The organism is Treponema sp. TIM-1, from assembly GCF_046533115.1.
In the GTDB taxonomy this organism is placed as follows: Bacteria; Spirochaetota; Spirochaetia; order Treponematales; family Breznakiellaceae; genus JAIRMO01.
Window position 1 is genome coordinate 50,167 of sequence record NZ_JAJQRC010000009.1, and the last position, 26,564, is coordinate 76,730.

Sequence of the window (26,564 nt, forward strand, 5' to 3'; positions counted from 1 at the left end):
TATGTGCCGGCGATACCGCTGTCTGGTTTTCCTGCTTGCCGCAGCCCTCCCCCTGGTCTATGCCCAGGAAACGGCCGAAGGGGATCCCCCGTCCTATACCACCCCTATCTGGCGGGAAGCCCTGGAGGGAATGGTCATGGGGCTCCCGTCGGTTCAGGCGGGAACGGTGGTAGTGGTATTGGATGGGGGAAACCTGAAAACCTATACCTACGGGGGCGATTTTCTCTGGGATTATTTTGCCGGAGGAAAATTAGCCCCCTATGTCACCAGATCCCGGGAGGGGATCAGCTATATTTGCGGAACCGATGGGATCTTTATCGTTATCAACCGGGTCGGCAGGGAACTATGGCGGCTGAATCTGGGCGCCCCCCTTTCCGCGCCGGTCCTTGTCGGTTGGGACGGACGGCTCTTTATCCCCTTTGGGGAGCGGCTCATCTGCTATACCGCCTCGGGGTATCCCCTGTGGCGAAAAAAACTACCCGCCCCCATTGCCTTGGCCCCCAAAGCGGATAACCGGGGAGGGCTGATGATGGTTCTGGAAAATGGGGAATTCCTTTCGATAAATCCCTTTGGAAAAACCCGCTTCCAGCTGCTTCCGGAGGTCCCCGCGGTAATAACCCCCCTGAACAGCGGGAAAGATTCGGAGGACCGGGGGACAACCCTGGTATTTTACCAGACCGGCACCGTGGACAGGATAAGCCGGGAGCCGAATGGAACTCAGACCCTGACATCCGCGGTCTTTCCCGATCTGCCCGCCCCCCCCCTGGCCGCGGTGAGCCGGAATAACCTGGTGGCCCTTACCCTGAAGGACGGCAGGGTGCTGCTCCTCTCCGGTTCCGACGGCCGGCTCCTCTGGACCGGGGAAAGCCACCTCAGGGCCGGGAAAACCAAGGATGCCGGGGAAGAAGTGTTAATGCTTTTTGATGAACGGGGGATCTATGTACTCTCCCGAAGCGGAGCATCGGGGTTTACCGAAGACGGCCGGCGGCTGTGGATACTGGATCTGGCGGGGACGGCGGCGCTTCCCGCCTTCAGCGATGAGGGCATCCTCTTTGCCGGCGGGGAGGACTGGATCCTCTATGCCTACCGGACCGAGCATAGGACCAGGTCCTTGCCGAGATCCCTCTACGGCCCCGCCCCGGAGGGCAGTTACGGCTTGGGCAAGCCGCCCCTCTTATCCTGGGCGGATTATACCTTCCGGTTTGGGGACGGGGATATTGACCACCGATTGGAACGGATCCGGGAGGATATTTTCGCGGGCCGCCTTGGGGAAAACGAAGCGGACTATACCGGCTATTTAATGGAACTGGCCGGGAGCTTTATCCATACCCCCGGGGTATCCGCCGCCCGGCCCCCGGTCCATGTCCGCCACCGGATCGAAGGGATCCGGCTGCTGGGCTATATCGGCTCTTGGGAAACCATCCCCTTTCTTTCAATCCTTTTATATTACGAACAGGAACCGCTGGTTAAAACAGCCGCCGCGGAAGCCATAGGCCGTATCGGGCTTGATCCCGACGGTATCGCCCTGGAGATGTTTTCTGCCATGCTGCGGCCGAATACCCCCGGGGAGGATGAGCGGATTTTGACGGCCATAGCCGCGGCCACCGGAGCCCTCTGCCGTTTTTCCGGCCCGCCCCTCAGTAACGGGGGGGTAAAGATTCTGACAACCCTTACGGGCAGCGGCTATCCGCCGAAAGTACGGGATCAGGCTAAAAAGGAACTACGATCGTTGAGCCGTTAAGCAGCAGCGACCAAATTTCACCATGCGGTTTACGCGGTTCCCTTGCGTTTTTTTCAAAACTCGGTTAATTTTGAAAGAGCCTCTATAATTGGAGCAAGGATTATGAAAAATATAAAGAACCTTTTATACCCCCTGGTTTTGGCCCTCTTTTGTTTAAGCCCTCTTTTGCGGCTTAATGCCCAGGAATCGGCGGTAAACCGGGAAGAATTGGAAAAAAATCTTGCCCCGGTAGAGTTTATCAATTACGAAGGGCCCCAGGGACAGATCGATACCCTGGAACAGATCCGGGGCATTGGAATCCCCCTGGGGACGGCCATCCGGGGTGGGGCGGACCGGGCCGGTTCCGCGGGACGTTATTTTGTCATCCATTCCATATCCCCCCAGGACGGGGACAAACTCGACGCGGATATATTCGGTCTGGGAATTGACGTGGGGGTCGATCATATCCGTAATCTCAGGCTTATCATCCAGGGTTATCTGGAGCTTGCCTATGAATATACTCCCCAGGACGCGGCCCTTTTGGCCGAATATGTAACCATCTATAATGCAGTATTCCGGGGGAATTGGGATTATTTCGGTAATCGTTATAAAAATCCGGTTATGGATAATTTAAGTCCCGAAAAGGCGGGGATCTCCATCCGTTTCGATGAATGGCCCGGTCAAACCCTCATGCTCATACCCCTGGGAACGGGGGTTCCCGGCAGTTTAAGCGCCCTGGATACCACCATCCTGAGTTCCCCGGAGGTTGTGGAAGAATTCCGCCGGGATGAAGAGCGGGGTATAGAACAACGGAAGGAAATGGTGGATCTGAAGGAACGGGAAGCCGGCGAAGCGGAGCAACAGGCGTCCCTCCAGCGGGAGGCCATCGCCGAGGAGGAAGAGCGGATCGCCCAGGAGCGGACCGAAATTGCCCAGGGCCGGACCGAGGTTGCCCAAGAACGGACGGAGATAGCCGAGGAACGGCAGCAAGCCCGGCAGGCAGAAGCCGAAGGCAGGACTACCCCGGAGGAAACCCGGAGAACCGAGGAGCAACTAGCCCGGCGGGAAGAGGCCCTGGAACAGCAGGAAACCCAACTGGCCGAACGGGAACAGGACCTGGACCGGCAGGAAGAGGCCCTGGAGGAAAAACAACAGGAAGTTCAAGCCGCGGAGGATTTTGCCGACCGGAAAATAGCCGAAGCCCAGCAGGAAAGGACGGAAATAGCCAAGGATCAGCAGGAACTTATCGACCGGCCTCCCCGGGATGCCGGGGAAAGTATGGTCGGGGTACGGCTGACCGACCCCAATTCACCCCTGGGCCGGATCGTCCGGATGGATATTAATTCCGGAGCGGAGATCAAGACCTCCGCCTTAAACACGGTAAACGCCCGGACCTTTACCTCCCTGGGAGGCAAATTCATCGCCGTGGCCGGTGAAAACCGGGGTACCGCGGTTATCCGGCTCATTGAGATCGATCCCGATACCCTGGAAATGGCCAAGCAGGGAAATGATGATATCTCCCCGGAAAGCCTCCTCTGGATCCGGGGAAATGACCTCTACGCCATCGCCTCCGCCCCGGGCGGCCGGTACCTGGCCCGGTTTAATACGGACCTGGTCTTACAGGCCCGGTCAACGGTAATGGTTCACCCCTTCGCGGTCCTTACCTTTAACGGGGACTCGATCCTGACCCAGCGGAACGACGGCTCCCTGGTGATCCTGGACGGGGGGACCCTGGCGGAACGCTAGCAGAGTTTGTTGCGGTTCACCGCAACAAATTGCCCGGCGCCTATAAGCCGGCGTAGGGTAAAATTACCGGGATACGGCTACTAAAACCCGTAAATATGGGTGAACTCGTGGAGCAACTCCAGGGCTTTGGTCTTACAGGAGCCGCAGGCGGTTCCTATTTTCGTGGCCTGTTGGAGTTCTTCCCAAGTACGGGCGCCCTGGTTGAAAGCGGTTTCGATATCCTTGTCGGTGATCCCCAAACAATGGCATATCTCCGTGGCCTCTTCTTTGAGGAGTCCCGCCCTTCCCGTCTTGGCCAGGTAATCGTCTATGGCCGCCCGCAGGGCCTTATCCCCTAAAACAGAACAGTGGATCTTGTAATCCGGAAGCCCCCCCAATTTTTCCACCAGATCCTGGGGTTTAATTTTATAGGCATCCTGTATATGCATCCCCCGGACGATTTCGGAGAGCATACTGGTGGAAGCGATGGCACTGGCGCAGCCATAGGTTTTCCACCGCACATCGGTGATGATATCATCCTTAATTTTAAGGAGCATCAGCATCTGGTCTCCGCAGCGGATATTCCCCGTCTGTCCCCGGGCATCCGCGGGAAAGCTGGATTCATCCTCGAAAAGCACGTTCCGGGGGTTGGTGAAATGATCCTTTACCGTATCTGAATATAACCAATCGGACATAAAATCCCTCCTGCTCGGCCGGCTGTTACACCTGCACCGATGAAATGGCCCGGAGCCGGGAGACAATGGGAGCTATGGCATCGACGGTGTAGCGTACATCCCCTTCTGTAATCCCCCAGCCGAGACTGAATCGGATAGAACCGTGGGCCCATTCCGGTCCTGACCCAATAGCCATAAGAACATGGGACGGCTCTAGGCTTCCGGAAGCGCAGGCGGATCCGGTGGAAGCCTCTATCCCCATCATATCCATGGAGAGGAGGATAGACTCCCCCTCCGCCCCGGGAAAGGAAACGTTTAAGGTATTGGGTAAAACATCCCGGGGATGTCCGTTGATCTTGATGTTGGGAACCTTCTCCAAAAGGCCGTCCCGAAGGAGCGTCCGCAAGGGCGCTATGGTTTTCCCATAGGCCTCCAGGTCGGCCAGGGCATACTCCGCGGCCTTGCCAAGCCCGAAAATGCCGATATTGTTGTAGGTACCCGCCCGGAAACCATCTTCCTGGTGACCGCCGTGGATAAGCGGAAAGAGGGGGGCCTTATCCCGGACATACAAGGCCCCTATGCCCTTGGGCCCGTAGATCTTGTGGGCCGACATGGTAAGATAATCCACCCCCAATTCATCCACCGCTACGGGGATCTTGCCCACCGCCTGGACCGCGTCGGTATGCATCCACGCGCCCGCGGCCTTGGCTTTTTTGGAAATGGCGGCAATATCCTGGATGGTCCCGATTTCATTATTCGCCATCATCACCGATACCAGCAGGGTCCGCTCGCCCAAGGCATCCTCCAGGGTATCCATCTTAATTTTGCCGTATTCATCCACGGGTAAAAAAGTCACCCTAAACCCCAGGGACTGTAAAAAGGCCGCGGAATTAAGCACACAGGGATGCTCAATGGCGGTGGTAATAATTTCGGTTCGACCCGAGGGGAGAACCTTACCCGACGCATCGGATCCCAGGCGCCGTATGGTCTGGAAGATCGTGTTATTTGATTCGGAACCCCCGGAAGTAAAGATGATCTCCCGGGGACTTGCCCCAAAAAGGCGGGCCACGGCGTTCCGGGCCTCTTCAACCCTGCCATGGGCCAGCCGTCCCGCGGCGTGCATACTTGAGGCGTTTCCAAAAATCTCAAGATCCTCTATCATAGCGGCCTTGACCTCCGGTCTCAAAGGGGTGGTCGCGTTATAATCCATATAAATTCGTTTTTTATCTGGCATAATTTCTCTCCATTTTAGTAAGGTATTTTCAAAATAAATTTTCCTACCTTTCCTATAAATATACCAAGAAATTCTATTTTATTCTATATAATTTCGGTTCTAAAATTTTAGTTCTGAAACCGTAACCGTGGATTAAGCGATTTCACCGGTAACCCGGGGCTCCTGCCGGCGCAAAAGGAACAATTCCGCAAAAAAATCCCCGGTCATGGGGTGATCAAGTCCGGGAGCATTGAGCAGGAGCCCCCCCCGCATGAGTTCATCCCCGCCCCGGAAGCCGCAATTACCCTCCCGGTCCCCGGGATCAAAGCCCCCCGCTTCCCAGACCGAAACTTCGTATACCGCGGCAGGGTCCAGGTCTCGCAGGCGGAGGATTACCGGTTTCGGGTTTGGCCGGGACAGGAGCTTATAAAACCCCACTACGGCCTGGTCCCCGGAACTTACCATCCAGGCCGCATAGGAGGCCCCGGCGGGGCTCAGGAGCCGTGAGAAACATCCCTGTTGAAATAGGGCCCGATGGGCCTTATAGAATTTGATATGTTCCGCGATTTTCTTTTTTTCGTCGGAATGAAGTTTGGTGGGATCCTGCTCAAACCCCAACACCCCGAAAAAGGCCGTCATGGCCCGGAAGGCCAGGGAACTTTGCCGTCCGGTCTGATGGTTGGGGACCGCCGAAACATGGGCCCCCAGGGCGCTCAGAGGATAACAGAGGGAAGCCCCCGCCTGGATGGTAAGCCGTTCCAGGGCGTCGGTATCGTCGCTTAACCAGCCCTGGGGGGCAAAGGCAAGGAGCCCCGGGTCAAACCGTCCCCCGCCGCCGGCACAGGACTCGAAGAGAATGTGGGGAAACGCCCCGGTAAGCCGGTTATAGAGGTCGTATACCCCCAAACAATAACGGTGGAAAAATTCCCCCTGTCGATGGGGGAGCAGGGACGGACTCCAGGGTTCGGTTAACGAACGGTTCATGTCCCACTTGATATAGGAAATCGGGGCGGAACTAATAAGCTGGGACAAAACGGAAAAAAGATGGTCCACAATTTCTTTCCGGGACATATCCAACACGTATTGCTGACGCTCCTCGGTTCTGGGGCGGTTGGGGACCCCCACCGCCCAGTCGGGGTGGATTTCAAAAAGCCGGCTTTTGGGGCTGACCATTTCCGGTTCAATCCAAAGGCCGAAGGCAAGCCCCTTCCCGGTTATGGCTTTGGCCAGGGAGGAAATACCCCCGGGGAGCTTTCGGGTATGGGGGACCCAGTCCCCCAGGGAGGTGGTATCATCATCCCGGGACCCGAACCAGCCGTCATCCAACACAAAAAGCTCTATCCCCAAGGAAACGGCGGTATCCGCCATCTCCAGGAGCTTCTTTTCGGTAAAATCAAAATAGGTAGCTTCCCAATTATTGAGGAGTATCGGCCGCTCCTTATCCCGCCAGGTCCCCCGGGCAAGCCGGGTACGGTACAAGCGGTGGTAATCCTGGGAGAGCCGGTTTATCCCCCCAGCAGAATAGGCCAGAATTGCTTCCGGGGTATCGAAAAACTCCCCGGGGGCCAGCTCCCAGGAAAAGGTCTCAGGGTTGATCCCCATCCTCAGCCGGGTAAGATCATAGGAATCAACCTCGGCGGAGGCCAGAAAATTGCCCGAATATAACAGGCTGAGGCCCAGGGCTTCCCCCTGAAACTCGTCGGTGCCGGGCCGCTTTAGGAGGAGGAAGGGGTTCTGTTCGTGGCCGGATATACCCCGCAGGCTGCTTATTTCCTGAAGACCCGGCGCCAGGGGACGGCAGGTAGCCTGAAACTCCCGGGCCCAGGCCCCGGTCAGGGTAACCAGGTTCCAGTCCGAATCAGGAAGATCCAGGTTGAGGCTCATAACATTTTTGAGGGTGATCCGCCGCTTTCCCCCATTGATGATCCGGACATGCCGGGCCAAACAATTAAAAAAAGTAAAAATAGAATAATACAGGATAAGGCGGACCCCCGAGGGGGCATCGAACAGCTCAAGCTCCAGGGTACAGGCCTCTTCCTCATCCTCAATATAGGTCGAGGGCAGTCCGGGGATCCCCGGTTTTCCTATACTGATCTGATAGGCCGCGTATTCCGGCTCAATCACCGAAGAACCGTTTTCAAATACCGCCGCAAAGGCAGGATATTTATAGTCCCCGTTACCGTAAAGGGGATACTCAAACCGCGGGGTGCTTCGAAAATTATTTGAAAACCCATGAAAAGGCACCGGGGATAAGAGGGGATAGGTCCGGGAGGGGTTAAGGGGAGCCCCGCAGTATACCTGCCCGATATACCCGTTTTCAAGAACCTTTATTATATAACTAAAGGAGTCATTGTATAGATGGAATTCCCTGGCTTCAGGGTTATAGCGTATGGGCATATTCAAAGTATACCACAAGGGGGGGTAAAAATAAAGGGAGCAGGGGCTGGGGCCAACATATATAAATTATTCTGAGTGGGAGGCGAATGAAATCCTAAAAAAAACAACGGTCATCTTCGTACAGAGAGAATCGTTTCATGGTGTCTACCTAATGGGGTAAAGTCCACTTTTATCCGGTGATAAAATATATATAAATTTTAGATGTTACATGGTATTAGAGCCCTTCAATATCCTTAAAATACCGGACCGTCCCGACCTTTAACTCGTCGGTGGCATCTTCGTCGCAGAGGATGATCGCCCGGGGATGCATCTGGAGGCAGGAAAGGGTCCATATATGGTTTATGCCCCCTTCGACAGCGGCCTGGAGGGCCCGGGCCTTGTGATGACCGTTGACGATGATCAATACCTCCCGGGCGTCCATCACGGTACCGACCCCCACGGTCAGGGCCAGGGAGGGTACCCGGTTGAGGTCCCCCTCAAAAAAGCGGGCATTGGCGATCTTGGTGTCCCGGGTAAGGGTCTTGATCCGGGTCCGGGAGCGCAGGGAGGAGCCGGGTTCGTTAAAGGCGATATGCCCATCCGCGCCCATCCCCCCCAGGAAAAGTTCTATCCCCCCAAAGGAGGCAATCGCTTCCTCGTAGGCATTACATTCCCCGGTCAAATCCGGGGCCATACCGTTGAGGATATGGACATGGGAGCGGGGGATATCAATGTGGCTGAAAAAATTATCCCACATAAACCGGTGGTAACTCTGGGGATGGCTATCGTCCAAGCCCACATATTCATCCATATTGAAGGTGACCACCCGAGCAAAGGATAGCCCTTCCTCCCGGTGGAGCCGGATCAACTCCTTATAGATACCCAGGGGGCTGGACCCGGTGGGAAGGCCCAAAACAAAGGGCTTATCCGGGCGGGGAGCAAATTCCTTGATCCGTTTGGCAATATACGCCGCCCCCCAACGGCTTGCCGCCTCATAATTCTTCTGAATAATCAAACGCATAGTATCTCCTTATTATAAGCGGCTGTCTCAAAGCCAAGCTGAGTTTTGAAACCGGCCTATATGATGTTTTTTTTAATGACCCCTCCGACCAGGGATGCCAAAACATTAAAATGCCGGTCAAAAACAACCAAATCCGCATCCTGCCCCGGGATAATCAAACCCTTGCGGGCATACCGCATCACCTGGGCGGGATTGGAACCGGCGGTCCGTACCGCGTCTTCCAGACTGAACCCAAAGGAGACCAGGTTTTTTATCCCCTGGATCATGGTAAGGGCGGAGCCGGCAATCACGTCATCCATCTTCCGGTGAAAAACCCCGTCGTGAAAAACCACCTCTTCTCCGTTGGCGTAGAAGGGCCCCCGCTCCTGTTCAGTTGGTTTAAGTCCGTCGGTGACCAGCACGATCTTATCAATGGGTTTATCCCGCAGAAGCAGCTTGAAAAGATCCGGATGCACATGATAACCGTCGGCGATAATTTCACAGGACATTTCGGGATGGATGAGGATAGCCCCCACGGCGTTGGGATTATGGTGATCCAGTTTACTCATGGCGTTAAACAGATGGGTAGAATGGAGGATCCCCGCCTGCATACCCTCCACCATGTTTTCATATTTGGCGTCGGTATGTCCCGCCTGGAGGACGATTCCTTTTTTGATACAAAAAAGGGCCAGTTCCCGCATCCCCTTAATTTCCGGGGCTACCGTCATATTAACGATATGCCCCCCGGAGGCTTCCCAGAGTTGTTCCATAAAGGAAAGATCCACCTGCTTAAGGGTTTCCGGCCGTTGAACCCCCAGCCGATCCGGCGAAAGAAAGGGGCCTTCCAAATGCAGTCCCATGATCCGGGCCCCGTTTTCCCTGCCTATGGCGGAGGCAATCCGGGAAACCGCCTCCACCAGGGCCCCCGGCTCGGCGGGATAGAGGGTGGGATTAAAGGCGGTTACCCCGTATTGGATGAGCATGTGGGACATTTCTAGTACCGATTCGGCGGAGGCGTCTTCGGTTCCGTACCCGCCAAAACCGTGGATATGGGTATCGATAAAGCCGGGGGCTATATAGGCGCCGTTTGCATCAATAACTTTGACATCCGGGCCAAAATGTTTTTGTTCAAACCGTTTTTTTGAAAAAACATCCGCCACCAAACCATCTTCGACTAACACCGCGGTTTGTTCCATAACGGCAAAACCGGTCATCACCGTCCCGTTATGCAGACAGATAGGGGTCATAGCCACTCCTCTATACAAGATACTTAAAATATATACTATATTGAGTAATAAAGGGAGGGTTATTTGATCAAATTTCCAACTTTAGCTATACTCCGTTACCGGGCAAAAAAAAGCGCCCACCTCTGTTTTCTATGCCTGTTCTTTACCCCCTTTATGGCGGGGGCCCTGGATCCCGCCCTGGACGCCCCGGATATCGGCTCCCGGGCCGCGGTGGTATTGGACGCCTTGACAGGAACCGTCCTCTACGCGAAAAACGGGGACGAGGAGATTCCCCCCGCGTCCCTTACCAAACTGATGACCATCCACCTGGTCCTGCGGGAGGCCGCCGCCCGGGGGATCTCCCTGGAGGAGGTCCGGGAGCTGCCCCGGGAAAGCTGGGCCGTGAACCAGCCCCCCCGGTCAAGCCTTATGTTTATCGGGCCGGGACAGCGGGCAAGCATCCGGGATCTGCTCCTGGGGCTGGCGGTCCCTTCGGGGAACGATGCCGCCGTGGCGGCGGCCCTCCTCTTTTTTCCCTCGGTGGAAGAATTTATCCGGGAGATGAACCGGGAGGCGCTTCTTCTGGGGCTGACAAAAACCCGTTTTACCGAACCTTCGGGGATATCCGAATACAACATCACCACCGCCCGGGAATTTGCCCTGTTCTGCCGGGAATACCTCCGGATGCACCCGGAAACCCTGGCGGAACTCCATTCGGTACGGGAATTTGCCTACCCAAAACCGACCAATGTGGGGGAGTCCTTCCGGGACCGGCCCAATACCATAATCCAGCGTAACCACAATGCCCTGCTGGACCGGGTCGAAGGGGTGGACGGCCTTAAAACAGGGTACATCGACGAGGCGGGTTACCATATCGCCCTGACCGCGGAACGGAGGGGAACCCGTTTTATCGCGGTGATCCTGGGGGCCCCCGCCGCATACGGCGGAGACCGGATCCGGAACACCGACGGGGAAAGCCTCCTCACCTGGGCCTTTACCCACTACAAAACCCTGCGACCCCCTTCTCCGGTCATTCCCCCGGCCCGGGTCTGGAAGGGCAAAGAAAACTCCCTGGAACTATACCCCGCCGAGGTTCTGGAATGTACCGCCCTGGTTGACCAGGGAGAGGGGCTCCACTGGGAAATCGAGCTACAAGACCCGGTGATCGCCCCCATAGCGGCCGGCGCCCCCCTGGGAGAGCTTATCCTTTACGACAAGACCGGGGAACTCCGGCGTATCCCCCTCGCCGCCGCCTCGGAAATAGAACAGGGGGGCTTTTTCAAGCGCCTCTGGGATACCATCCGGCTCTTTTTCCGGGGGCTCTTTGCGTAAGGGCGCCGGGTAAATTTGAAGGCCCGCGGGAGCCGGAGCCCCGGCGGACGGATGCTTTTGCCAGGTTCTGACCGGTACACTGGCCTCGCCTACGAATCATGAGCCTTCGCGGTCAGTCCGGTACATACTACAGGAACCTTTTCTTCGAGCACTTTTTTTGTGATCTGGAACAATCTTTGCATCCGGGCCTGTGGAAGCAAATCCGTTTCCATATATTCCCACGCTATACCCAGGCTCCGGTACTTGCTTTTACACATATTATTGAAGGCGCACAGCTCCCACCGGTTGATCACATCCCGGTAAGTATCTACGATATTCGCGAGGGACAGAATATTTTCTTCCGAATCCGTGGCAGAGGGTATGACCGGAGTACGAATCCATACTTCCCCGGTGTATTCACTGTTTCTTTTTTTTTGGGCTATACAAGCAAGATTCTGCAATATAAATTCATTTCCGGCGCCGGTAAATTTTTTATGCAGATCCTTATCGGCAATCTTCAAATCGAACAGTATACAATCGAAGGGCAAAAATATTGATTCAAAAAGTTCCGGTGTACAATATCCCGAGGTATCCAGGGCAACGTTGATGCCGATAGCATGAAGCCGTTCAGCCGCTTCGAGAATAAAAGGCCCCTGTAACGCCGCTTCCCCGCCGCTGAAGGTAACACCGCCATTAAAGGAATCGTAAAAATGTTTGTCCTTTAAAGCATATCCTACCAGTTCATCAATCGTCCATGCCCGGGCCGAAATTTGCAGGGCCTTTGAAGGACATCGTTTGGTACATATACCACAGCGGGTGCAACGGGCCCGGTCAATACCGAGGCCTGTTTCCGTAAACCCCAGAATGTTCCGGGGACATACCTTAATGCAGGTATGGCAGCCTATACATTTCCGCGCCTCCCATTTTATATAGGGTTTAGAGGGAATTCCCTCCGGATTATGACACCACCTGCACTGGAGAGGACAACCCTGAAAGAAAAAAGTTGTCCGCAAGCCTTCTCCGTCATGACTTGTCCCCCGGTGTGTATCAAAGATCAGGGCTTCCATGGTTATATGGCTTCATAATTAACCCGGGCAACGAACTCTTCCTGAAATTTGCGATCCATGACGCAAAAATGGGCGGAATAACCGGTAACTTTGACAACCAAGCCCTTATGTACCGGATTTACCGGATCCTCCATGGCGGCTTTAAGCTTTTTCAGATCGATGATGTTAAGATTTATCTGTACCCCGCCCTGACCCATAAAGGCGGTAGAAAAGCGGTAGACAAATTCTCTGGGATTTTCTTTTCCATCAAAAAATTTTGGCTGCAGCTCAATCTGCAGGGAACCTCCCTGGAAACGCCTGAAATCGACTTTACACAGGGAATTCGCCGTTGCGGTAATCCCTTCGGTATTTCTTCCGTGCATGGGATTACAGCCATGGGCAAAGGGTTCGGCGGCAAAGCGTCCGTCATAGGTGGCCCCCTGCAGCTGTCCCGCATAGGTGTGGCCCATATACTGAAAAAGGGAAGGTCTGAAATGTCCTCCCTTTATATTTCGTTTCAGTTCCATTATATCCACAATCCGGTTGGCGACCCGGGCGTATAGGGCGTCGACTTCATCAAGATCATTGCCGAATTTTTGGGCGTTTAGCAGAAACTGCCGCATTTCCTCCGCTCCCTGCCAATCGTTAAGCCGGGCTTCCCGGACTTCTCTGAGGTTATACAGTTTCCGGTCAAACACTACTTCCTTCAGCGCCTGGAGACCGTCAACAACGTTGGGGACTCCCAGAACATTCACCGATGTATAGGTATTATTAACTCCCCTCGGACTGGTAACATCACAACCCTTCTCAATGGGGCCGTGCATACACAGGGACGTAACCATTTCCGGCCAAACCCGATCCTGCCATTCATATACCTTGTTTTTGAATTCAACCAGCATATCTATGGTCTTTTCCAGGTGCCGGTCATACAATTCCCACAGTTCCTCAAATTTGGTGATGTTGTTTTTGATTCCTTCTTCAACCGCCATATCGAGAGATTTGGTCAATACCAGACAGTTCATGTCATGATCCGAATATTCCGAACCCACGGCGCAGTACCATTGGCAGCCACTGTATGCGACATTCCAGGCGTCATCATAGCTGTATCCCGAATAGAGTTCGCTATCTCGAAGTATATCGTAATTAACCAGGGTCGGCGTTCCGCTGCCGTGCCGGGCCACCACCTCGCATCCATAGGCATAAAAATCCTTATCCATGTCCGGATGCCACATAAGTCCCAAATGGTTGTACCCGCCGGTAATATCATAGGCTTCTATACCTATCCAGCTTACTTCGTTAGTCGCGTCGGTCCCATCCTTTAAGCGGCCTCCGAAGGCAAAATAATTGCCGCCGTATTTAAGATACATTTCGGCGATTAATTCTCTGGCTTCGGTTTTGGAAAGGATTCCCTTCTCAGTGTCCCGGCGATAAAATTCGTCCAAAAGAAGATCGAGCCTGCCGTAACCGTTTCCGTGCCCGTTAAGACGCTCCACTACTTGAAAAAAATAGATCCACTGTACCGCCTGTTCAAAGGTCTGGGGAGCGCCTTCGCTGAGGGCCCTGCAGTTGGCCGCGACCCGCTCAAACCGGGCCTTGCGTTCCCCGTCCTTTTCATTTTGGGCCAAAGCCAGCGCTTTATCCGCATGACGGGCGACAAAACGAATAATTGCCCCCACCACCAGTTCCTGGGCGGAAAGATAATCCGCCCGCCGCTTCGCGCCGTATCCGGCCTGGGTCTCCTTGCTTTTCCGTACCTTGTCCAAAAGCCCTGTCCAGCCGAGTTTTAGTCCGATGGAAAGATCCGGACAGGTATGGGCCAAACTCATGCCGCCGGCCCCTACCTGGCGCAGCTTCTCGCCCAGTTCATATACTACGTCCGGGTACTTGTACAGTCTGGCTTCGTCCAACTGCCAGTGAAACTCGCCGACAATGGTTTCGTCAGGGTACACTTCAGCCGGGCTATGATCCAAAAAGAAGGCGTAATCCTTGGCCCAATTCAGGGCGCTATATTCAAACCCTTCGAGTTTTGAGGGCATTTGAGCCGCAAAGGGGAAATCTCCCCCCACATCAACCCGGCAATTATGGTCTCCAATATTTATCCGCTGGGATGCGCTGACCGCCATTTCACCGGTGGCGGGTGAAAAAGCGGCGGAGTGGCCCGACCAGTGGTAAACCAGAAATTCCGCGTTATCCGCATAAAGATTTCTCCGCCCCGAAACAGCTAAATCGGTACTCCGCTTCGTAAGCCGGACAATCCGTTCTGAAGGTTCAAGTTTTACTGCCATCATACTCCTCCCGCATTAATACAGGGTATCTCTTAAAATCCTACAAATACTGTATAAAATATAAATTGTCTTCTGTTTTTGTACAGTTCCAAATATATCTTTAAAGTTACCGATTATGACTTTTTGGCATGACCCCGGGAGCCGTTAATTCACGAACAAGATTAACACCCCGGTACAAACCATTATGCGCTTCGAAGCTGACGGATACAATCTATACCGACGGCGATGATGATAACGAGGCCGATGATAACCATCTGATAGTATGAGGAAACCCCCAGCAGATTCATGCCGTTGCGGATACACTGCATTACCAGGACCCCGATAAGGGTACCCCAGATATTGCCCCGGCCTCCGGCCATGGAGATGCCCCCGATGGCGGCGGCGGCAATGGCGTCGGTTTCGGAACCGCTGGCCACCAGGGCGGTGGTACCATTCATCCTCCCGGCGATGATGATCCCCGCCACGCCGCAGAGGAGTCCGCTCAGGGTGTAGATGGCGCATTTAACGAGCTTCACGTTGATCCCCGAAAGCCGGGCCGCCATCACGTTCCCCCCTATGGAATAGGTGTACAGCCCGAACCTGGTGTGTTTAAACAGGAACCACGACAGAATGTAAAGCCCCAGAACCGCCAGGACCGCCACCGGCACTATGCCAAGGTATTTCTGACCCAGAAAATTGATGCTGTCGGGAAGGCCGTAGATGGCCGCCGCATTGGTCCACTCATAGGCAAGACCTCTGAAGATAGTCATGGTACCCAAAGTCACCACGAAGGGCGGCATATTGATAAGAGAGACCAGGAGCCCGTTCATTAGTCCCGCTATGAGGCCAAAACCCAGACAAATGAAGATCCCCGCCATACCGGGGAAACCCAGCTTAACCACAAACTGCCCCATCATGGACGAGGAAAGGGCAACCACGGCGCCCACCGACAGGTCGATGCCGCCGGAGATAATAACGAAGGTTTCGCAGATGGCCAGAACGCCGATAATCGACGCCTGAAGGCAAATATTGATAAGATTTTTTGTCGAGAAGAAATTTTTAGACACAATGCCCAGGATAATAATCAGGAGGAGCAGCGCCGTGGCCGCGGTAAGTTGGCTTGAATTATTGCCGATAAAGGTTTGCACTTTCTTCTTTGAAAACATTATATTCCTCCCGCCGCGAGGCGCAGTATTTTTTCCTGGGTCGCTTCCTGTCGTAAAAGTTCCCCGGTGATTTGGCCTTCATGCATCACCAGGATACGGTCGGACATGGCAATAAGCTCGGGCAGTTCGGAAGAGATCATGATGATCCCCGCTCCTTCCCTAACCATGTTGTTCATGAGCTGATAAACCTCGACTTTGGCCCCCACGTCTATGCCCCTGGTCGGCTCGTCGAATATGACGATACGGCTCCCTACGGCGAGCCACTTGGCCAGGACAACTTTTTGCTGATTTCCTCCGGAAAGGTTCTGAACATACTGATGTATTGAGGGCGTCACAATACGCAGTTTCTTCACCAGCGTTTCGGGTACGGAAACCCGGCGCTTCTTACTGATAATTCCAAAACGGCTCATCCTGTCGGCGCTGGCCATTATGATGTTGTTCATCACGCTCATAACGAGGTTAAGTCCTTCGACCTTGCGGTCTTCCGGGGCAAGACCTATGCCCAGCCTAATAGCGTCCTTGGGCTGGCGTATGGACACCTTTTTCCCGAAGACCGTCAGCTTCTTTGAATCCACCTTGTCGATACCGAAGATGGCCTTTACCATCTCGGTACGCCCCGCGCCCACGAGGCCGCCGATACCGAGGATCTCCCCCGCATGGAGGGTTAGATTGATATTTTTGAGCGTCCCTTTGCGGGAAAGATCCTCGACCTTGAGGATCTCTTCCCCAATGGGAACTTCTTCCTTGGGGAATTTATCGATGATTTCACGGCCCACCATCAATTTGACCAGAAGGTCAATATCGATTTTGTCGTCATTGATGGGCAAGGTATTGATATAGGCGCCGTCCCGCATGACCGTAACTTCGTCGCCGATACGTCCTATCTCCTCAAGGCGGTGGCTGATAAACACAATGGCTACGCCCCGGGACTTGAGGATCTTCACCGCTTCAAAAAGCCGGTCTATCTCTTGTCCGGTCAGCACCGCCGTGGGTTCATCCAAAATGAGGATCTTGCACTCCGTGGAAATGGCCTTGGTGATCTCCACCATCTGCTGGGCGGCGACCCCCAGATTTCGTACCACCGTATGAGGATCGATCTTCGCTCCTATCCGATCCAGGTATTCCGCGCTTTTGCGGTACATAGCGCGGCTGTTCATCACAAAGGACCCGCCGGTCATTAGTTCTCTGCCAAGGAAGATATTTTTTGCTACATCCAGATCATTTATCAGATTGAATTCCTGGTAGACCGCGGAGATTCCTAATTGCCGGGCATGGATAGGACTATCCAGTTTAACCGGTTTACCTTCCAGAAGGATCTCGCCCTCGTCGGGCACATAGGCGCCGGTGATGGTTTTGATAAGCGTTGACTTTCCCGCTCCGTTTTCACCCAGGAGTACGTGGACTTTTCCCTTCCGGAGGGTCAGCCTGGTCTTATTCAGGGCCAGCACACCGGGAAACCGTTTCGTAATATCCCGCATCTCAAGGATAATGTCGTTTTCCAATATGTTATACCATAATAATCTGAACAGCCCGCATCATACACCCAAAAAGACGGGACACGGGCTGTCCGGAATTGTTACTTGTAGTTAGTATCTTTATAGGCCTGGGCATTGTCGCCGGTTACCATCTCGTAACCGGAATCGATAGTCTTCTGAACGGTCTTACCGTTCAAGGCATCAACCGTGGCCTGCACCGCCAATCTTCCCATGTTGACGGGATTCTGGGCCACCGAAGCCTTGAAAATGGGATCTTTGGCGATCATGAGGTCGCAGGCCGCTTCGTATGCATCGTGCCCTACGACTATGATGTCCGACCGGCCGGCCTGCTTCAGAGCCTGGTAAGCCGCCAGGGCGCCGCCATCCCATGCCGCGAATACGGCATTAAAATCCACCTTGCCGTTCAGGAGATCTTCGATACCCCGCAGTGCCGTATCATCCACCCAGTCGGCGGCGATGGAGTTGACTACCTTTGCATTGGCGTTGGCCGTCTTGAGGGCGTTGACGAAACCTTCCTTACGGTCTTTACCGGTACCCTGGGCGACGATGCCGTCAACGGTGACCACCTTGGCATTGGCCCCCAGTTTTTCCGCGATGTATTGGGCCGCAGCTCCCGCAGAGACCAAATTGTTGGTGGAAACCGTGGCGGTGATGGGAACCCCGGTAACACCGTTATCAATGGCGATGACCGGCTTGCCGGCATCCATGAATTTTTTGACCGCCGGACCTACACCGACATCATCGCAGGGGGCAACGATGAGGGCGTCAACATCTTGGGTAAAGAAGTCCTCGATAACGGAGATCTGACCGGCCGCATCGTTTTCCTTGGCGGGTCCGAGTTCCCTGACCGTAACTTGCAATTCTTTGGCTGCGGACTGGATCGATGCATTGAGTTGTACCCAGAAGGGGGTGGTCGACGATTTTGACGCATAGCCAATAGTAAAAGTACCGCCCCCCGACTGCTTTCCACCACCGGCAAAAGCCATTGAAACACCCACACTAAGGACGATGATCACCGTCAAAAAAATGCGCTTTTTCATATTTTCCTCTCTTCCTCCAAAAAATATTTATACGGCCTACGGCCATAATCACCTGGCAAGACCTCGTAATTTTATCATAAAGCCTTTTTCAAAGCGCCTTATAATACCCCCATATTTTCTATCCAATACAGGTATCATTATAAATTAGTCCTGGTATTTGTACAGTTTCAAATATGTCTTTAAGGTTGCCGATTATGACTTTTACAATATTCCGAAGGGGAACAGCCATACACCCTTTTAAATACCCGGGAAAAGGCTTTTTCATCCTCATAAGAGATCATTTGGGATACGTCCGCTATAATGGCGCCGGACAATAATTCTTTTGCCGCTATCGCCATTTTTTTCTGGGTTACATATTTCATGGGGGTGGTCTTATAATGTTTTTTAAATAATCGGGTAAAATACGCCCGTTCCATACAGGCTATCTGTGCCAAATTTTCAACAGTAATATGTTCCGTTGTATGCTGGGTAATATAACGAATTACTCTTACCAGACGAGAATCATATACTATGGTCGGACAATATACAGCCGCTATATATCGAACCAATATTCCGCAAAGTTCATCCAGGTTTTGAACGTCCCCAATATCACTGAAATACCGCATAGTATGGAGCAGAGATAGTTCGAGGGTATTTTGATTGATGGGGATCCGCAATAAATCATCCGTAATATCCGGCGCGATTTCGATATGAAAATAGATAACTTCCAAGGGATCCTTCGGATCATGCCATAAGGTATACGAAGAAAAAGTCGGTAGTATATAGAGATTGCCGGCCAGAAGATCGGTGTCCTGGGTCGCGCTCAGATAATGGGCATTACCGCCCAAGATATAATAAAACCGGTGAAATGAAGCAATTTCGTCTTTCATTCCCCATTTTCTGGGACAAATAATGTACCCATACCCTAATTCATCAACAATAAGTTTACTAATCATTTTCAGGTCCGTTGTTTCCGATAAATAGCAACAGAACCAGTATAAATTGAAACCAGTAATTGTACAGCCTTGAAAATGGCATTAATGTTGCCGATTGTGACTTTTTGGTATAACTTCGGTACATACCGGTTATTACCCCGAACAGGCATAAACCGGATTGTTATAAGATGCCTTTTGGAGTATAGTAAAAAGGGAGGTAATCCGATGAAACTATACAGCAAGGGACAGTTATTCTTTTTTTGCTTCCTGAGCGGTCTTATTGTGATTATGTTCGCTTTGGGGGTGGGCTTTTTGCGGATTCCCTTTATGACAAAAACAACGGAAACCCCGGCGGCGGAAGATTCCGCCCTATCCCCTCCGGGTACCGACGGCGCCTTTGAAGCCCTGGGGCTCCGTCAATCCCCCGCGGTAAGCCCCCTCCAGTTGAATACCGCGGATCTGATCCCCTTTAGCGAAGGGGAGCGGGAAAATATCGCCATCTATGAACAGCTTAATGAGGCGGTGGTAAACATCACCACCGAGACGGTGGCGATCAACTGGTTTCTGGAGCCGGTACCCCAGGAAGGGGGCTCCGGGTCCGGGTCTATCATTGATACCTCGGGCCATGTACTGACCAACAACCATGTGATCGAAAGCGCCTATAAGGTATTTATTAATTTAGCCGACGGCAGTCAATACGAGGGAACCGTGGTAGGGACAGACCCGGAAAATGATCTCGCGGTCCTCAAATTCGAGCCTCCCCGGGGAGCGGCCCTCAAGACGATCCCCTTTGGGGATTCGAGGAACCTCCGGGTAGGCCAGAAGGTTCTGGCCATAGGGAATCCCTTTGCCCTGGAACGGACCCTCACGGTGGGCATCGTATCGGGCCTGGGACGGCCCATTCAAACCTCCCGGCAGACCATCATCCGGGATATGATCCAAACCGACGCCTCCATCAATCCCGGCAATTCCGGGGGGCCTCTGCTGGACGCCCAGGGCCGGATGATAGGGATCAATACCATGATCTATTCCCCCACGGGGGGATCCGTGGGAATAGGTTTCGCGGTTCCGGTGAATACCGCCAAGCGGGTGGTGGCGGAGCTGATGACCTACGGGAAAGTCCGGCGGGGCTGGATCGACGCCTCGTTGGTCCAGCTCTTCCCCGCCCTGGTTCGTTACGCCAAGCTCCCGGTTTCCTCGGGACTCCTGGTTTCCCGGACCAAACGCAATGGGTTTGCCGATCAGGCGGGGATCCGTCAGGGGAGCGAACCCATCCGGTACGGTTCCAGCGTGATCTACCTGGGGGGGGATATTATCACCTCCGTGGACGGTATGGCGGTGGAAAGCCTGGCGGATCTGTATTCCGCCCTGGAGGATAATAAGCCCGGCGAAAAGGTGGTGGTGGAATTTATCCGGGGGGGAAGAACCAACAAGACCGAAATCACCCTGGCGGACCGGGAAGAGATCCGCAACCAGTAAATTTAACCCAGGCAGGCCTGGCAAGTGCAGCTTGCCTGGGGCATGGAAGGCCGCCTTCCAACCAATTAACCCTCCCGGGGCATTCTGCCCGCCTGGCTGTAACTGAAATAGGCCTTGGCTGAAAAAATAAGATGATCCAGGAACCGGATCCCCAGAATTTTTGCCGCCTTCCAGAGGGTTAAGGTAACCTCGTCGTCTTCCGGGGAAGGTTTAAGCTCCCCCGAGGGATGGTTATGGGCTACGCAGATTGCGCAGCTCCGGTCCGATATGGGATCGGCAAATACTTCCCGGGGATGGATGATGGTCCGGTTCACGAGGCCGATGGTGACCACCCGGACCGCCAGGATCTCGTGGGCGCCGTTCAGGGAAAGGCAGATAAACCGTTCCTGCCGGCGGTCCGCATAATGGCGCACGGTATTAAAGATATCGCCGGGGGAGGCGATTTTGGCACCCATCATACCCCACCGTCGCCGGCCGAATTCCAGCATGGCCGCCACCGCGCTGGCCTTAGACTCCCCCAGCCCGGTCAGGCGGATAAGTTCCTTAACCGGAGGAATTTCCTTATCCTGTTCAAGCCGGTTAAGGAGTTCTTCCGCCAGAATACTGACGTTCTTTCCCTTAACCCCCGTGTTAAGGAGTATAGACAACAAATCCCGGTCCGATAGGCTTTCCGCCCCGAATTTGATGAGCCGTTCCCGGGGACGCTGGGACAAGGGCAGGGAACGGGGCCCGGATATCAAGAATTTTCCGTCACCGGTATCACAAACTGAAAAATGGTCTTTTTTCATACCGTGTATATGGATCTCGCCTGAATCTTACTTCTATTGGGACTTTTTAAAAGATGAATTTTTGAAAATACTTCAGTATTATGGATAAAAAGGGGCTTTTCCAAAACTGAATTTAGGGGAAAGCCTCAAAATTATCGATAAAAAAACCGATAGAATGGTATGGAAAACTCAATGCAACGCCACGTTATCGTTTTGCTCAGTATGCTCATGATTTTCTCCTCCTGTACCACCGCCCGGTTTGCGGGACCAAAAGAACCTGAAACTGTGCCACCAATGACGACAACGCCGGTTGAAAAACCCCCCGTTCCCCCGGTACCGGAGAAGATCCTGGGAAAGGGTCTGGTGGAACCGGAGAAACTTTTCGCTTTTCTGGAAAAGGCAAATCCCGAGGCCGATGATGATTTTGTGCTCTCCCTGGCCAAGATCTATGTGGAAGAAGCCGCCGTCGAAGGGGTCAACCACGATCTGGCCTTTGCCCAGATGTGCCTGGAAACGGGTTTTCTCCGCTTTGGGGGCCTGGTAACGCCGGATATGAACAATTTCTGCGGCCTCGGCGCCATCGGTCCCGGCCAAAACGGGGAGTGGTTTCCCGATCCCCGTACCGGGGTACGGGCCCACATACAGCACCTCAAGGCCTATGCCACGGACGAACCCCTCAAACAGACCCTGGTGGATCCCCGCTACCACTGGGTCCGCTACGGATCGGCCCCGCAGATCCAGGGCCTGGCCGGAACCTGGGCCACGGATAAGGAATACGGCAATAAAATAACGTCCCTGCTGAAACGGCTTTACGACACCGTCTTTGGAAAAAGTTAATGCCCGGCCGGACGCCTGATTTTACGGCATTCCCCCACGGAAAACCTTATTCCGGGGCAGGGGCATACACGTCCAGTTCCCCGGTAATAAAGGGCTCTGGCCCGGAGTCGCCGGAGGGAATCATAAGGAGTTCCCCCTCGGGTCCTATGCCTTCCAGGATCCCTTCCACCAGGCGGCCGGAATCGGCCCCACCGGGAAAAAACCGTACCGGACAGCCCTTTTTATAGAGCCTATCCTCAAGCCGCCTCCGCCAGGTTTCGTCCCCGGTCTCCGGGAGGGTGAGTTCCCGGTAAAGCCGGGGCAGGATCTTTTCCAGGAGGAGAAACCGGCATTCCGCCCCACAGGATGCCGGGTCCCCCAGGGCCAGGGCTAAACTCGTGGCCTTAGAGCGGAAGGCTTCGGGAAATGCGGTTTGGGCCATGTTAACCCCCATGCCGATGTAGACGGTTTCCCCGTCCCCTTCGGTAAGGATCCCCGCGGCTTTCCGGGAGTCTATCATGAGGTCATTGGGCCACTTTACCCGGACCCGGCCGAAAAGCGGGGGGGCAAAATCCTCCACCGCCAGGGAAAGGGCAAGCCCTGCCTTAAGGGTTATGGCCCGGGGCAGGGCGGAAACAGCAGGGTACCGCAGCAGGATGGTAAAGAGGAGGCTTTCCCCCGCCGCCGCGATCCAGGACCGGCTTCTGCGGCCCCGGCCCGCCTCCTGAAGGCCGGCGCAGAGCACCGTCCCATGGGGTTCCCCCCGGGCGGCCAGGCGACGGGCCTCATCCATGGTGCTGGAGAGGGTTTCCCGGTAATAGACCGGCGCCCCTGAGGGGTTGGGGATAGAGAGGCGGACCAGGCTTTCCATGCCCCTATCATAGGGTAAAAAAAGGTGTTTCTCAAGGGCGGGGTAAACTGCCGAAGTTTAGGAAAAAGTCCGATTTCTTGACAATAAGCGTTAGATGCTCATATACTTATAGTAGGCAGGGCGGTTTCAAAACTTCAGTTTTGAAACCGTATCGAGCGTTAAGAGAAAAAGCGGATCTTTGACCGCTTTTTCAAAGCCAATTTTAAAAAAACGTGTGTTTTAAAATTGGTTTGGTAAAAAAAGTTTTGGAGTATGACGGAAAAGGATTGTGTTTTTTTTGATAAAGACGGATCGTTTCTTGTATGGCAAAAGATTATCTGCTATTTTTTTTACGGATGCTATTGTTTTTAACTGTTCCTTTATCCTGTGTTTAAATTGTTAATGAAGTTCGTTGTATTATCCTATTTTTATCCCCCTTATCAGATCCCTGACGAAGAAACCCGCCGTAAACAAGCGGCGGTATTGAAGGAAGGGAATCTGGCTTATTTATCCGAGGAAAGTTTATGAAACTAAAATATCGTTTAAGTCTCATCGTTATTTCCGTGGTGGTCGCCATTGTCGCGGCCATGTCTATTATTTTGTTGAACCGCGCCTCTTCCCTACAGATGGATGCGGCCAAGACAAGCCAGAAACGGCTGGCGGCGGAACAGGCCAGGACCATTCAGATGCGTTATGAGGCCTATATACGTACCGCCCATACCCTGGCGGATACCCTTTCTGATTTTGACAAGGCCGATGTGGGAAGGCAGCGCAACCGTTTTGATCAGTTCATGGAATCGATTTTACATTCCGAGGATCGGCTGGTTGCCATTTTTGTGGTTTTTAAGCCCAATACCATCGATCCCGGTATGGACGAAGCTTTTGTGGGACTGCCCGGCAATACCGAAACCGGCCAGTGGGCCAACTGGTACACCCGGCATTCCGGGGAGATCGAACACCTCACCTATGATGACATACCAACGATGATGGCGAACATCACCGGAGAAAACGCCCGGAAGGATCTGATGTACGATCCGGAATCCCAGATCGTGGCCGGTAAGAACACCTATACGACCAAGATCACCGTACCGGTGATTCAGCGCAAGACCAACGAAGTGGTAGGCCGGGTGGGGGTAACCATCAATCTGGCCTACATTCAGCCGCTGGTGGACGATATCATCAAAGACTCGAGCCTGAGGGACATTACCGCCATGACGATCTATTCCAACAACAGTACGGTTATCGCCAGTTATGCCGACGAGCATATCGGTAAACTCCTCAGGGACGCGCAAAACAGCCTCTATGGCAAGAATGTTGACGCGGCCCAAAACGCGGTACTCCAGGGAACGGAAAAAAGATTCTCGGTATATTCGCAAGTCCTCAAGAAAGATTTGGAACTCATCATCTACTCCTTTTCCATCGGTGAAACCGGTTCCACCTGGTCCCTGATGCTGGGTACGGAGAAGAATATCATCCTTGAGGATGTCAACGCCTTAACCCTCTTCTCCATCATCCTGGGGATCACCGCGGTGCTTATCGCGGCGGCGATCATCTTTCTGGTTGCCGGAACTATCGCCAAGCCCATCGTCAAGGTGGCCCTTACCCTCAAGGATATATCCGAAGGGGAAGGGGACCTTACCAAAACGGTGGCGGTCCATTCCAAGGACGAAATCGGCGACATGGCCCAGTACTTTAACGCGACCCTGGAGAAGATCCGGAACCTGGTGATAACCATCAAAAATCAGTCCGTCACCCTTTTTGATATTGGAAACGAGCTGGCCGGTAACATGAATGAAACCGCCGCGGCGATCAATGAGATTACCGCCAATACCCAAAGCATCAAGGGCCGGGTGATCAATCAGTCCTCCTCGGTATCCGAAACCAACGCGACCATGGAACAGATCACCGTCAATATCGATAAGCTCAAGACCCAGGTGGATCGCCAGAGTAACAGTGTGGCCCAGTCCTCCTCGGCGATTGAGGAAATGCTCGCCAATATCCAATCGGTCACCCAAACCCTGGTGAAAAATGCCACCAATGTCCAGGAATTGATAGAAGCCTCCGAGGTGGGACGTACGGGACTGCAGGAAGTGGCCGCGGACATCCAGGAAATTGCCCGGGAATCGGAGGGGCTCCTGGAGATCAACGCGGTGATGGAAAATATCGCCAGCCAGACCAACCTGTTATCCATGAATGCGGCCATTGAGGCGGCCCATGCCGGGGAAGCGGGAAAGGGTTTTGCGGTGGTGGCGGACGAGATCCGAAAACTGGCGGAGAATTCCGGGGAACAGTCCAAGACCATCAGTATGGTCCTCAAGAAGATCAAAGACTCTATCGACAAGATAACCAAGTCCACCAACAGCGTTCTGAGCAAATTTGAAGCCATTGACACCGGGGTACGGACCGTATCGGACCAGGAAGAAAACATCCGGAATGCCATGGAGGAACAGAGCGCGGGGAGCAAACAGATCCTGGAGGCTATCGGCCAATTAAACGAGGTCACCCAGATGGTCAAGGGCAGTTCCGAGGAGATGCTTGAGGGGAGCCGGCAGGTAATAGAGGAAAGTAAAAACCTGGAAATGGTAACCCAGGAGATAAGCAGCGGGATGAACGAGATGGCCACCGGAGCCGACGAGATCAACGTGGCGGTAAACCGGGTGAACAACATCAGCGGGGAAAACAAGAAAAACATTGACGTCCTGGTAAAAGAGGTTTCAAAATTTAAAGTCGAAAAATGAAGCGGGTCCCAATTTCGGATTTGGGAACCGGTTCGCTTAATTGACGCCGCTTTCACCGCCATGGTATACTTACTTATATGCGTCTTATATGTCTTGATCTTGAAGGAGTTTTGATTCCCGAAATATGGATAGCTTTTTCCGAGGCGACGGGAATCCCCGAATTGCGGCTTACCACCAGGGATGAGCCGGATTATGACAAGCTCATGCGTTTCCGGCTGGAACTACTGAAAAAAAACGGTTTAAAACTGCGGGATATCCGCAGGGTTATTAACGGCATGGATCCCCTGGAAGGGGCGAAGGAATTTATCAAAAATCTTAAGGAACGGGCCCAGGTTATCATCCTGTCCGACACCTATGAGGAATTCGCCCGGCCCCTGATGGCTAAATTGGGGTACCCTACCCTTTTTTGTAACAGTTTTGTGATCGCCGAAGACGGCTCCATTGTCGATTACAAACTCCGCCAAAGGGACGGCAAAAAACACGCGGTGGCCGCCTTTAAGTCCCTTAATATTGAGGTTTTTGCCGCGGGGGATTCCTTCAACGACCTTGCCATGATTCGGGAAGCGGGTAATGGTTGTCTCTTCCGGGCCCCGGAAAAGATCAGAAAAGATCACAGCGATCTGGTCTGTGTGGATACCTTTGACGGACTCCTCTCCCAGATTGACCGCTTTTTATCCCGGCAGGCCCCCGCTTAAGGCCCCGGGTAAAAACATTTTTTATTGAGCCGCTGAAAAAACAAAGGT

General features: G+C 53.6%; 20 protein-coding genes. 7 read left to right on the forward strand and 13 right to left on the reverse strand.

Translation table 11 applies throughout. The features are described 5' to 3' along the window. Position 1: 1 nt before the first annotated feature. Complete coding sequence (locus LQZ21_RS05850; protein ID WP_411043303.1) at positions 2 to 1,741, forward strand: outer membrane protein assembly factor BamB family protein; 1,740 nt, start codon at positions 2 to 4, stop codon at positions 1,739 to 1,741. Positions 1,742 to 1,843: 102 nt separating this feature from the next. After that, positions 1,844 to 3,466 (forward strand): P83/100 family protein, encoded by a 1,623-nt coding sequence (locus tag LQZ21_RS05855; RefSeq protein ID WP_411043304.1) that lies wholly within the window; start codon positions 1,844 to 1,846, stop codon positions 3,464 to 3,466. Between the two features lie 80 nt (positions 3,467 to 3,546). Here LQZ21_RS05855 and LQZ21_RS05860 read toward each other — a convergent pair whose 3' ends face one another. The 5 genes from LQZ21_RS05860 to nagA all read right to left on the reverse strand — a co-directional run bounded on the left by LQZ21_RS05860 (position 3,547) and on the right by nagA (position 9,955). Continuing rightward, entirely contained in the window at positions 3,547 to 4,140 is a 594-nt protein-coding gene (locus tag LQZ21_RS05860) for an iron-sulfur cluster assembly scaffold protein (protein ID WP_411043305.1), read from the reverse strand. 25 nt (positions 4,141 to 4,165) lie between these two features. Further along, on the reverse strand, positions 4,166 to 5,353 hold the full coding sequence (locus LQZ21_RS05865; RefSeq protein WP_411043306.1) for a cysteine desulfurase family protein: 1,188 nt from the start codon (positions 5,351 to 5,353) through the stop codon (positions 4,166 to 4,168). Positions 5,354 to 5,485: 132 nt separating this feature from the next. After that, on the reverse strand, positions 5,486 to 7,729 hold the full coding sequence (locus tag LQZ21_RS05870) for an alpha-galactosidase (RefSeq protein WP_411043307.1): 2,244 nt from the start codon (positions 7,727 to 7,729) through the stop codon (positions 5,486 to 5,488). Between the two features lie 214 nt (positions 7,730 to 7,943). Beyond that, complete coding sequence (nagB, locus tag LQZ21_RS05875) at positions 7,944 to 8,729, reverse strand: glucosamine-6-phosphate deaminase (RefSeq protein WP_411043308.1); 786 nt, start codon at positions 8,727 to 8,729, stop codon at positions 7,944 to 7,946. A gap of 56 nt (positions 8,730 to 8,785) precedes the next feature. Further along, positions 8,786 to 9,955 carry an N-acetylglucosamine-6-phosphate deacetylase gene (nagA, locus tag LQZ21_RS05880; protein WP_411043309.1) on the reverse strand — a complete coding sequence of 390 codons (1,170 nt, stop codon included), beginning with the start codon at positions 9,953 to 9,955 and terminating at the stop codon, positions 8,786 to 8,788. 63 nt (positions 9,956 to 10,018) lie between these two features. Between nagA and LQZ21_RS05885 the strand changes: the two genes are divergently transcribed. After that, positions 10,019 to 11,266 (forward strand): D-alanyl-D-alanine carboxypeptidase family protein, encoded by a 1,248-nt coding sequence (locus LQZ21_RS05885; RefSeq protein WP_411043310.1) that lies wholly within the window; start codon positions 10,019 to 10,021, stop codon positions 11,264 to 11,266. A gap of 89 nt (positions 11,267 to 11,355) precedes the next feature. On the opposite strand, the gene LQZ21_RS05890 is transcribed toward LQZ21_RS05885, so the two are convergent. The 6 genes from LQZ21_RS05890 to LQZ21_RS05915 form a co-directional block, all read right to left on the reverse strand. Continuing rightward, a complete protein-coding gene (locus tag LQZ21_RS05890; protein ID WP_411043311.1) occupies positions 11,356 to 12,312 on the reverse strand; it encodes a glycyl-radical enzyme activating protein in 957 nt (318 codons plus the stop codon). A gap of 2 nt (positions 12,313 to 12,314) precedes the next feature. Then, positions 12,315 to 14,579, reverse strand: a complete 2,265-nt coding sequence (locus tag LQZ21_RS05895; protein ID WP_411043312.1) for a pyruvate formate lyase family protein — start codon at positions 14,577 to 14,579, stop codon at positions 12,315 to 12,317. A 179-nt stretch (positions 14,580 to 14,758) separates the two neighbouring features. After that, complete coding sequence (locus LQZ21_RS05900; RefSeq protein WP_411043313.1) at positions 14,759 to 15,721, reverse strand: ABC transporter permease; 963 nt, start codon at positions 15,719 to 15,721, stop codon at positions 14,759 to 14,761. Continuing rightward, a complete protein-coding gene (locus LQZ21_RS05905) occupies positions 15,721 to 17,223 on the reverse strand; it encodes a sugar ABC transporter ATP-binding protein (RefSeq protein ID WP_411043314.1) in 1,503 nt (500 codons plus the stop codon). Before LQZ21_RS05905 ends, LQZ21_RS05900 begins: the two co-directional genes overlap by 1 nt. 74 nt (positions 17,224 to 17,297) lie before the next feature. Then, positions 17,298 to 18,257 (reverse strand): sugar ABC transporter substrate-binding protein, encoded by a 960-nt coding sequence (locus LQZ21_RS05910; RefSeq protein ID WP_411043315.1) that lies wholly within the window; start codon positions 18,255 to 18,257, stop codon positions 17,298 to 17,300. A 179-nt stretch (positions 18,258 to 18,436) separates the two neighbouring features. Beyond that, positions 18,437 to 19,126, reverse strand: coding sequence for a helix-turn-helix transcriptional regulator (locus LQZ21_RS05915; RefSeq protein WP_411043316.1), 690 nt, complete (start codon positions 19,124 to 19,126; stop codon positions 18,437 to 18,439). A gap of 270 nt (positions 19,127 to 19,396) precedes the next feature. On the opposite strand from LQZ21_RS05915, the gene LQZ21_RS05920 reads away from it, so the two are divergent. Next, positions 19,397 to 20,650 (forward strand): S1C family serine protease, encoded by a 1,254-nt coding sequence (locus LQZ21_RS05920; RefSeq protein ID WP_411043317.1) that lies wholly within the window; start codon positions 19,397 to 19,399, stop codon positions 20,648 to 20,650. 65 nt (positions 20,651 to 20,715) lie between these two features. On the opposite strand, the gene radC is transcribed toward LQZ21_RS05920, so the two are convergent. After that, a complete protein-coding gene (gene radC, locus LQZ21_RS05925) occupies positions 20,716 to 21,438 on the reverse strand; it encodes a RadC family protein (protein WP_411043318.1) in 723 nt (240 codons plus the stop codon). Positions 21,439 to 21,597: 159 nt separating this feature from the next. On the opposite strand from radC, the gene LQZ21_RS05930 reads away from it, so the two are divergent. Beyond that, complete coding sequence (locus LQZ21_RS05930) at positions 21,598 to 22,254, forward strand: glucosaminidase domain-containing protein (RefSeq protein ID WP_411043319.1); 657 nt, start codon at positions 21,598 to 21,600, stop codon at positions 22,252 to 22,254. Positions 22,255 to 22,300: 46 nt separating this feature from the next. Here LQZ21_RS05930 and LQZ21_RS05935 read toward each other — a convergent pair whose 3' ends face one another. Next, positions 22,301 to 23,104 carry a biotin--[acetyl-CoA-carboxylase] ligase gene (locus LQZ21_RS05935; RefSeq protein ID WP_411043320.1) on the reverse strand — a complete coding sequence of 268 codons (804 nt, stop codon included), beginning with the start codon at positions 23,102 to 23,104 and terminating at the stop codon, positions 22,301 to 22,303. A 503-nt stretch (positions 23,105 to 23,607) separates the two neighbouring features. On the opposite strand from LQZ21_RS05935, the gene LQZ21_RS05940 reads away from it, so the two are divergent. Together LQZ21_RS05940 and thrH are read left to right on the forward strand one after the other, a co-directional pair. After that, positions 23,608 to 25,821, forward strand: coding sequence for a methyl-accepting chemotaxis protein (locus LQZ21_RS05940; protein ID WP_411043321.1), 2,214 nt, complete (start codon positions 23,608 to 23,610; stop codon positions 25,819 to 25,821). A 77-nt stretch (positions 25,822 to 25,898) separates the two neighbouring features. Beyond that, positions 25,899 to 26,516: a bifunctional phosphoserine phosphatase/homoserine phosphotransferase ThrH gene (thrH, locus tag LQZ21_RS05945; protein ID WP_411043322.1), complete on the forward strand. Its 618-nt coding sequence runs from the start codon at positions 25,899 to 25,901 to the stop codon at positions 26,514 to 26,516. Positions 26,517 to 26,564 lie beyond the last annotated feature (48 nt).